Below are 1138 nucleotides of genomic sequence, written 5' to 3' on the forward strand. Positions count from 1 at the left end.
CTTTGCAGCCTGCAGGGAATCTTCCAGCACCAGCAGGAATTCTTCCAGGGAAGGCAGACGGATATCCCCTCCGGAAGTTACGCAGGAAATATCAAAGAATGCCGTTCTCTCTCCATTAACCCAGGGCTTTTGGAAACGCTCTTTGATATGCTGCTCTGCTTCCGCTGTCAGCTTGGCGGAAGGTGTCAAAATGACAAAACGGCCGCCCCTCAGATAGAATCCATGGCAGCTGCCAAGCTCCCTGCGTATGAAATCACCGATATCCTTTAAAAAGCTGTCCACAAATACAGGGCCGTAAAGAATGCGGCTCTGTTCAAATCCCCGGATGACAAAACCAAGCCAGGACGCATTTCCCTCTCTCATCCGGTCCTGATATACCAGCTTCATAGCCTGAGCATTCAAAAGATTTGTTTCCTCATCCATATAGAAATCAGGATTCCTGACGGTAAGATATCCTACCAGGATAGCCAGTGTAAAGAAGTAGCCCAGAATGAGGGTCTGCCTGAATTCGTTTCTCAGGTAGATGCCGATAAGCAGCAGAAAGCCGCAGGCTATAAAGGCCAGATTTCTCTTTAATGAATTTTCATTCCATTTGAACAGAACCAGAAACGTAGAAAAAACCAGATAAAAGATATAGCAGCTATAGATGCTCATATACACGGGACCGTTCTTGTAGGGATAGAGAGGTGTGGACTGAAAGAAATATCCTGTCCAGGGAGTCGTAAAAAGCAGAGCCAGCAGTACCCAGGCCGGTAAAAACAGGACTACCTTTGTCCATCGTCCGGCAAAGTCCGGAATATGAAGGGCATCTGATGTATAGAGAAGCAGAAAAGAGGCTGACAGTATGAAGCAGATATAGTATGAAGCAGATATAGTATGAAGCAGATATAGTAGAAACCAGAAATAAATAGCCCCGGTATGAGGCGGACTGACTGCCAGCACTGCATAAGCAATAATATCAGTCATCAGGTTCAAAAGATTCAGCACCATGAGATAGAAGAAGGAACGGGACTCCCGAAGAGGAAGGTGCCGGCGGCTTATGTAGTAAATGATCATAATCAGCTGCAAAGGAATTGCAGCAAGAAAAAAGTCGATATCATACTTTATGTGAAAAAGCCACTCCATAATCCTCACTCCT

1 protein-coding gene is annotated in these 1138 nt (G+C 45.6%); it reads right to left on the reverse strand.

Translation table 11 applies throughout. The annotated features are described in order from the left end of the window. On the reverse strand, positions 1-1125 hold a 1125-nt coding region (locus ACI4N7_RS00585; RefSeq protein WP_439731425.1), incomplete at its 3' end, for a hypothetical protein. Positions 1126-1138: the final 13 nt, after the last annotated feature.

This window comes from Dialister sp. (genome assembly GCF_051885895.1).
Classification (GTDB): Bacteria; Bacillota; Negativicutes; order Veillonellales; family Dialisteraceae; genus Dialister.